The organism is Dyella sp. 01N36, assembly GCF_056399745.1.
Genome location: NZ_JBFTRY010000160.1, coordinates 1 through 8,091, shown reverse-complemented (window position 1 = coordinate 8,091; position 8,091 = coordinate 1). Strand labels below are relative to the sequence as shown.

10 protein-coding genes are annotated in these 8,091 nt (G+C 64.6%); all 10 read right to left on the bottom strand.

From position 1 onward, the window contains the following. Window positions 1-34: 34 nt before the first annotated feature. On the bottom strand, window positions 35-757 hold the full coding sequence (locus AC1DMG_RS17600; protein WP_477175000.1) for a sulfite exporter TauE/SafE family protein: 723 nt from the start codon (window positions 755-757) through the stop codon (window positions 35-37). After that, a complete protein-coding gene (gene ccoS / locus AC1DMG_RS17595; RefSeq protein WP_477175001.1) occupies window positions 747-929 on the bottom strand; it encodes a cbb3-type cytochrome oxidase assembly protein CcoS in 183 nt (60 codons plus the stop codon). The genes AC1DMG_RS17600 and ccoS overlap by 11 nt, the downstream gene beginning before the upstream one ends. Continuing rightward, window positions 926-3,331 (bottom strand): heavy metal translocating P-type ATPase, encoded by a 2,406-nt coding sequence (locus AC1DMG_RS17590; protein ID WP_477180842.1) that lies wholly within the window; start codon window positions 3,329-3,331, stop codon window positions 926-928. The genes ccoS and AC1DMG_RS17590 overlap by 4 nt, the downstream gene beginning before the upstream one ends. A gap of 2 nt (window positions 3,332-3,333) precedes the next feature. Further along, the gene (locus AC1DMG_RS17585; protein ID WP_477175003.1) at window positions 3,334-3,816 is read right to left on the bottom strand and encodes a hypothetical protein; all 483 of its coding nucleotides are present in this window, start codon (window positions 3,814-3,816) and stop codon (window positions 3,334-3,336) included. Continuing rightward, window positions 3,813-5,366, bottom strand: coding sequence for a 4Fe-4S dicluster domain-containing protein (locus AC1DMG_RS17580; protein WP_477175004.1), 1,554 nt, complete (start codon window positions 5,364-5,366; stop codon window positions 3,813-3,815). Before AC1DMG_RS17580 ends, AC1DMG_RS17585 begins: the two co-directional genes overlap by 4 nt. Beyond that, complete coding sequence (locus AC1DMG_RS17575; protein ID WP_441604437.1) at window positions 5,363-5,671, bottom strand: hypothetical protein; 309 nt, start codon at window positions 5,669-5,671, stop codon at window positions 5,363-5,365. The genes AC1DMG_RS17580 and AC1DMG_RS17575 overlap by 4 nt, the downstream gene beginning before the upstream one ends. Beyond that, a complete protein-coding gene (gene ccoP / locus AC1DMG_RS17570) occupies window positions 5,668-6,603 on the bottom strand; it encodes a cytochrome-c oxidase, cbb3-type subunit III (protein WP_477180841.1) in 936 nt (311 codons plus the stop codon). The genes AC1DMG_RS17575 and ccoP overlap by 4 nt, the downstream gene beginning before the upstream one ends. Then, window positions 6,600-6,740: a cbb3-type cytochrome c oxidase subunit 3 gene (locus AC1DMG_RS17565; RefSeq protein ID WP_477175006.1), complete on the bottom strand. Its 141-nt coding sequence runs from the start codon at window positions 6,738-6,740 to the stop codon at window positions 6,600-6,602. The genes ccoP and AC1DMG_RS17565 overlap by 4 nt, the downstream gene beginning before the upstream one ends. Before the next feature lies 1 nt (window position 6,741). After that, window positions 6,742-7,383: a cytochrome-c oxidase, cbb3-type subunit II gene (gene ccoO, locus AC1DMG_RS17560; protein WP_477175007.1), complete on the bottom strand. Its 642-nt coding sequence runs from the start codon at window positions 7,381-7,383 to the stop codon at window positions 6,742-6,744. A 10-nt stretch (window positions 7,384-7,393) separates the two neighbouring features. Beyond that, window positions 7,394-8,091 (bottom strand): cbb3-type cytochrome c oxidase subunit I (locus AC1DMG_RS17555; RefSeq protein ID WP_477180840.1); only part of this gene is annotated, 698 nt, incomplete at its 5' end.

Sequence of the window (8,091 nt, the reverse complement as noted above, 5' to 3'; positions counted from 1 at the left end):
CGACAAACCTGTGGGAGCGCACCCTGTGCGCGACTCAACGAAGCGACCCACACCCCAACCACCCCATCAGCCCATGCAGCGACGGCACCTGCACCAACCACGGCCCCGCCATCGTGATCACGCCAGCCAGCAGCACGAACGTTGCCACACCTCGTCGCGCACCCGCATGCTGCGTCCACCGACCCACACGCGCACCGGACCACGTGAGCGGCACCATCACCAACCAGGTACCCAGGCCGAAGGCAGCCATGGTGACGCCGCCATTCAACGCATTCGCCTGCAGCCATGCTCCCGCCAGCATCGTCGCGCTGAGGCCACACGGCATCCATCCCCACAACATGCCCGCAACGATGCGACGCTGCGCCGTGTTCGCGGGAAGCAGGCACCGCTGCAAAGGCTGCAGCCATCGCCACAGCTGCACTCCCGGGCGTCCCAGCAACCGCAAGCGCCCTCGCTGGTCCAGCAGACGCAACGCCGCCAGTACCAGCACCACGCCCATCATCACGCGCGTAGCGATCACCAGCGCATGCCACTCGAACAATCGCAACACGCCATCGCCGATCCCGCCGACCAGCGCGCCCGCCAGCACATAGCCCAGCACGCGGCCAGCATTCAACTGCAGCGACGCGAGCAGTCCATGACGCGGCGACCACACGGAAAACCCGGTTGCGATGCCGCCGCACATGGCCGCGCAGTGCATACCGCCCACCAAGCCGGTCAATAACGCCGCCGAAACGGCGAGCACGTCAATCGACATCGGCGTCCCTGGAGGCGTGCGGCGCATCAGGGCGCGCATCGTCGCGCAGGATATCCAGCGCAGGCGTATCTATATCGTCGAATTGCCCTTTGCGGACGGCCCACACGAAGGCGCCAATCGCAAACGCAAGCAGCATCAAACTCAGTGGCACCAGCATGAGCAGGATGATCACGGCGTCACACCCGCCTTCGCTGGCCGCACCAAACGCAACGCATTGAACGTCACGGCCAAGGAGGATGTGGCCATGCCGAGTGCGGCCAAGGCAGGCGTCACATGCCCAGTGATCGCCAGAGGCAGCGCGAGCAAGTTGTAACCCACGGCCCAGGCGAAGTTCTGGCGGATGATGCGCTGTGTCCGCCGCGCCAGCACGATGGCAGCGGGAATGCGCAGCAACGATGGCGAGGTCAACACCATGTCGGCCGCGCGCTGCGCCAGCGAGGCACCCTCGCCCATGGCAATCGACACATCGGCGCCGGCGAGCACCGGCGCATCGTTCAGGCCGTCTCCCACCATCGCCACGATGCGTCCTTTCGCCTGCAGCGCACGCACCAGTGCCAGCTTGTCTTCCGACGACTGGCGCGAATGCGCCTGGCCGATCCGCAATTCGCGCATCAAGCGCTGCACCGCTGTGGCGGCATCGCCGCTGGCAAGATGGATCTCGACGCCCAAGATGCGCAGCGCCGCGATGGTCTCCGCTGCACCAGCGCGCACGCTCTCTTGAAGACAGAACCTGGCGACCGCTCGCTTGCCGTCACCCAGCCAGAGCTGGCCGTCGTCGTCACGAGAGGCTGCAAACGAGGCTCGGCCGAGTCGCCACCACGTTCCTTCGATATGGCCCTGGACGCCGAGTCCCGTGATTGTGCGCACGTCCTGGGCTTGCAGCGATGTGGTGATGCCGGCAAAGGCCTGGGCAATGGGATGGCCACTATCTCGCTCCAGTGCGGCCGCCATCTGCAGAGCAACAGCGGACGAGATATCCCCAAAGGTCTGCACGTCGCCCACGGCGAGCTGCACGCTGGTCAGCGTGCCCGTCTTGTCGAACACCATGTCGCTGACACGCGCGAGATGCTCCAGGCCTCCCTCGCGGATGGAGAGCACGCCTAGTCGCGCCAAGGCGCCGTGGCTTGCCGCCAGCGCGGTCGGCACTGCCAGTGACAGCGCACATGGGCAACTGACCACCAGCAGCGACAGCGTGACTTCGAACGCTCGCGCCGGCTCGTGGATGCGCCAAACGCTGTAGACAATCACCGCCAACACGATCAACACCGATACGAACACGCTGCCGATGCGATCGGCGACGCGCGCCAGGCGCGGTCGTTGCGATTGCGCCTGCTCGACCAATCGGGCCAGCTGCGACAATCGCGTGGCAGCACCGATCCGGGTCACTTCGATACGCGCGGGAATCTCGCGACATACGGTGCCTGCATAAATCGTCGCTCCCGGCGCGCGAGTCATCGGCCGCGACTCACCGGTAAGCAGCGCCTCCTCGAACGAGGCTTCCGCACCGAGCAGGCACCCATCGGCAGGCACCACTTCGCCCACGGCTACGCAGACGATATCGCCCACCTGCAGTGACGCCACGGGCACGGACTCCCTGCTGCCGTCAGCGCGCTCGCGCACCGCCAAGGTGGGACGTGCTCGCGCAAGCGCATCCACCTGCGCACTGGCGACGCGGCGCGCGCGCTGCTCCAGCMGGCGCGCCGTGAGCAACAGAAACACGAACATCGTGGCGGCGTCGTACCAGATCTGCGCGCCGCCACGGGCGGTTTCCACCATGCTGGCGAAGTAAGCCAACAGCGTCGAGCTGGCGATCAAGGTGTCCATGCCCGGATGGCGCTGCCGCAGCTCGCGCCAGCAGCCCTGCAGAAATGGCCAACCGGAGAAAAACACCACGGGCGTGGCGACCAGCAAGGCGACCCAGCGGAAGAAGTCGCGTGTCGGACCGGCCATGTGATGGCCGAAATCCAGATACAGCGCCTCGGAAAACATCATGGTCTGCATCGCGCCAAGACCGGCGATGCCCAGGCGCATCAGCCATCGGCGCTGTTCGGCCACGCGCTCGCGTTCGCGCGCAGCGCCGGTGGCCAGATACGGGCGATAGCCGAGCATCGCCAGACGTCCGAGCAAGTGCGACAGTCGAACCCGCGCTGGATGCCAGCCGATGCGGATGCGCCCGGTCACTGCGTTCGCACTCGAGTCGAATACGCCCGGCTCACGCCGCAGCGCCTGATCGATCAACCACGCGCATGCGGCGCAACGCATGCCATCGGTCAACAGGGTGATTTCAAGCCCGCCGGCCACGGGCACCGCGTGTTCGCCGAGCAGGTCGTCGCGGTCCCAGCTGGCCAGATCGGCCATCTCTTCGACGCGCGTTGCTGCCGCGCTGCGCAGACGGTAGTAGTCGCCGAGCTCGGATTGGCCAATCCACTCCGCCGCCGCACCACAGCCGTGGCAACAGAAGCCGCGCAGCTCGCCGTCGACCTCCTGTTGCACAGGAGCGAGCGGCAGCGTTTCGCCGCAGTGGTAGCAGAGGAGTGCCCGACCGGACGGGTCGGCGTCGACGTCGCGGTCCACGATCAGGGCGTCAGGCGTATCGCTCGCGCCTGCGCCGTCCAATGTCCGTGCAGCGACCAGGCCTCATTGTCCGGGCTCAATTCCACCGCCCAGGCTTGCCCGCCGTCCAGCGAACCGACGCCGCGCCAGCCCAGTTCGCTGGGCGATAGTTCAATCATGCGTTCCGCAGCGTGCGAGTCGCCAGCCCGCAGCGTCAGTCGCAGCTTGCCGCCACGCGGGAAGTCGCCGTCCATGGGCACGGCTTCGATCATGTCGCCCTTCAAGCGAAGCACCAGACCCTTGGTGGCGACTTCCGTGGAGGGCTCATCGTGCGCCGATACCAGCAGCTTGCCGACTCGCGTGGCCTGCGTGATGGTGTCCATGTCTTCGCGACCGGGACGCACGGCCGCAAACAACAAGGCGAAGCCGATCGCCACGGAAGCCAGCGGCAGACCCACCAGCATCCACACCATCGGTTCGCGCCAGGTACTGCGTGTCTGGTTCATGGCAAAGGTCCAAAGAAGCTGCTTTTGACGTCGACACCGACGTTCGCGTCGAGGTCGCGCACGTGGAAGGTCACCTCATGGCGGCCGGTGATGTCCGCCGCCGTCGTGACGGTCAGCGGCACCGAAAGCACCTCGCCGCTCTCGGCACGCACGGCTTGCACGCCACCGCCCAGTCGCAGGTCGGGCAGATCAGCCGAACTCACGTCGATCGCGAAGTGGTGTGGCGTTTGCGCCTTGTTGACCAGCTTCAGCGTGTAAGCATTCTGGATGTCGCCGTCGGCATCCTCGCTGTACATCGCATTGCGATCGCGCAGCACTTCAGCCATCACAGGACTGCGATGGGTGACGCCATAAAACCAGCCGCTCATCAGAGCCAGCAGCAATGCGCCATAGGCCAGCACACGTGTGCGTACGAGTCTGGCCGGCTTGCCATCGATCTGGTTCTGGGTGGTATAGCGAATCAGGCCCTGCGGATAGCCGACCTTGCCCATCACCTCGTCGCAGGCATCAATACACGCGCCACAGGCAATGCATTCGTATTGCAGACCGTTGCGGATATCGATGCCGACCGGACACACCTGCACGCAGATCGTGCAATCGACGCAGTCGCCCAGCTCTTCCAAAGAAAACTTGGGCAACGGCGCAGCCTGTTCGCCCAGCGCCGCGAGCGTAATCGTGCCACAGGCCTGCGCGCGATGATCCGCGGCGGAAGGATGCTGACTGGCGCGGAACACATAGTCGTAGGCCGTGACGGTGTCGAGCAGCCCGCGCGCCCGGCTCAGCACACTGGCAAGACCACGCTTGCGCGGACCGCGTGGCTCGCCGCGCATCGGGTCATAGGCGATGAGCAAGGTGTTGCGGTCGAACATCGCACTCTGGAAGCGCGCGTAGGGGCACATGTACTTGCAGACCTGCTGCCGGAGGAAGCCGGCATTGCCCCAGGTGGCGAATGCATAGAACAGGATCCAGAACGCTTCCCACCCGCCCCATCCCAAAGGCGTGCGCCGCGCCAGCTCGCCGATCGGACTGAAGTAACCCACGAAGGTGAAACCGGTCCACAGCGAGAACACTGCCCATAGCGCGTGGCGCGCGCTCTTGCGCAGGATTTTTTCGCGCGTCCATGGCGACGCATCGAGCTTCATGCGCTTGTTGCGATCGCCTTCGCACCAGCGTTCGATCCACAGCGACACTTCGGTCCATACCGTCTGCGGGCAGGCGTAGCCGCAGAACAAGCGACCTGCCAAGGCGGTGAAGAAGAACAGCGCCAGCGCCGCGATGATCAACAACACCGAAAGAAACAGGAAATCCTGGGGCAGGAATAGCCATCCAAACACATGGAATTTTCGGGCAGGCAGGTCCAGCAGGACGGCCTGCCGCCCCTGCCAGGTCAGCCAGGGAAAGCTGTAGTACATGCCCAGCAGCCAGATAACCGCTGCCACCCGCAGACGGTTGAAACGGCCCGAGACATCGCGCGGATAGACCTTGCGTTCGCTGACGTAGTACGAATCGCTCCCGTCATCGATGACCTGGAGCGGAATGCGGCGACTCATGGTGTCTTACCCGAACGTGGAAGTGATCGCACCGCACGACTCGGGCGCAGCAGGATCCAGGTGAACAGGCTGGACGAGGCCGTCGCCAGCCAGATCAGGAAGAAACCCAGCGTGTAGCCGAGTTCACGTCCGATCTTCAACGCGGGAAAGGTGATGTCGCGCAGGGCGATCGGATCGATGAAGGCAAAGAACACCACCGTCACCACACCAGCCACGAAGAAGCTTGGCCAGAGCAAGGCACCCAGACTCTGCGCGACCGGCGCGGGCTGGTGTCCGTGGGTGACGGTGGTATTCCTGTCGATCATTCGGCGACCACCGCACCCGCGGGTGGCGCATCCTTGTGGGGCGACAACGTCCATACATAAGCACCGACCAATCGCGTGCGCGTATCGCCAAGCACGGGCTTCCACGCAGGCATGACGCCCTGCCGGCCTTCGTTCAGCGTTTTGTGCAACGAGGCCTTGCTGCTGCCGTAGAGCCAATAGCTGTCGCTCAGGTCGGGGGCGCCCACGATTTGGTTGCCCTTGCCCTGGGGACCATGGCAGGCCACGCAGATCGTCTGGAACAGCTTCTCGCCGCGCTCGCTTGCCTCGTCCCTGGCTTGCGTCGGCTTGGACAAGGACAACACATAGGCAATGGTGTCGTCGACGGCCGTCGGGCCGCCTTGCGCGGTAAGCGTGGTCGCCCAGGCGGGCATGACCGCCTGCCTGCCCTCCTGGATCGTCTCCAGGATGCGATGCGGTGTGCCGCCCCAATGCCAGATGTCATCGGTCAGATCGGGAAAGCCGGTGGCGCCGTGGCCGGTCGAACCATGGCAGGCCGCACAGCGATTGATGAAGATCGTGCGCCCCATCGCGACCGCCTGCGGGTTCTTCGCCAGCACGTCGATGGACTGGCCGGCATAGAGCTTCAGGGCGTCGTCCAGGCGTGCGTCTTCGGCCGCCGACTCCAACGCCCATTCCTTGTGCGAGCTCCAATGTCCCAGGCMCTGCAACGTGCCGACGCCGAACCAGATCAGGTAGCCCACGGCGAACACGATGGTGATGTAGAACAGATTGATCCACCAACGCGGCAGCGGCTTGTTGTACTCGGTGATATTGCCGTCCCACACATGGCCGGTTTCATCAGGCTTGGGATCGGTGGGGCTACGGCGCGTATTGGCGCGCAACAGCCACACGCAGCCGACCAGGTTGGCTACCACGATGGCGATGACGTACCAGGTCCATCCGGAAGTCATGCGATTTCCTCCTTGTCATCTTCCAGCGGCATTTGCGCGGCGGCGTCCATCGCCGGCTTCGTGGCCGGACGCCAGATCCAGATGCAGGCGCCGACAAAAAGCACCAGCAGGAATGCGGTGATCAGTCCAGGAACCATGTCACTCCGCTCCTTCGGCAGCCTGCATGTCGGCCTGCGACACATGCGTGCCCAGCGCCTGCAGATAGGCGATCACCGCATCGAGCTCGGTCTTGCCTTCGACGGCCTTGGCCGCGCCTGCGATGTCTTCTTCGCTATACGGATCGCCGATGCGTTTTAGCGCACGCATGTGCGTGGCCACTTCCTCGCCGTCGAGCTTGTTGTCCGCCAGCCACGGATAACCGGGCATGTTGGACTCGGGCACGACGTCGCGCGGGTTGTGCAGATGCGCGCGATGCCAGTCGTCGGAATAGCCGCGCAATCCCACGCGGGCGAGATCCGGACCGGTGCGCTTGCTGCCCCATTGGAACGGATGGTCGTAGACCGATTCGCCCGCCAGCGAGTAATGGCCGTAACGCTCGGTTTCAAAACGCAGCGTGCGCACCATCTGCGAATGGCAGTTGTAGCAGCCTTCGCGGACGTAGACGTCGAAGCCCGCCAGCTGCAGCGCGGGATACGGCTTGACGCCCGGCAACGGCTTGATCGTTTCGGCCTGGAACATCAGCGGCACGATTTCGGCGAGACCGCCAAAGGAAACGGCAACTGCCACCAGGATGGCCATGAGGCCGATGTTCTTTTCGAGTTTTGCGTGTGTCTGGCTCATGTCTGTTCCTTCAGGCACGGGCGTCGGCGGCATCGGGCGCCAGCAGCGGTTGCGGCTCGGTGCTCGCGGCGGCCAGGCGGAACGTCTTGAACACGTTCCAGCCCATCACCAGCATGCCGGACAGCACGATCAAGCCGCCGCCGATGCGCACGAGGTAATACGGCTTGGTGGCGTTGAGCGCTTCGACAAAGGCATAGGTGAGCGTGCCGGTGTCAGGATCGGTGGCGCGCCACATCAGGCCCTGCGTCACGCCGGCAATCCACATCGCGGTGATGTAGACCACCACGCCGACGGTATGCAGCCAGAAATGCAGATCGATCAGCCTGGTCGAATACATCCTGGGCAGGCGCAGCAGGCGCGGCAGCATCGCGTAGATGGAGCCGATGGAAATCATCGCGACCCAGCCCAGCGCACCCGAATGCACGTGGCCGATGGTCCAGTCGGTGTAGTGGCTGAGCGAGTTGACCGTCTTGATCGACATCATCGGTCCCTCGAACGTGCTCATCATGTAGAACGAGAGCGAGACGACGAGGAACTTCAGGATCGGATCGGTGCGCAGCTTGTACCAGACGCCCGACAGCGTGAGGATGCCGTTGATCGCACCGCCCCACGAGGGCGCCAGCAGCACCAGCGAAAACACCATGCCCAGGTTCTGCGCCCAGTCGGGCAATGCGGTGTACTGCAGGTGATGCGGACCGGCCCACATGT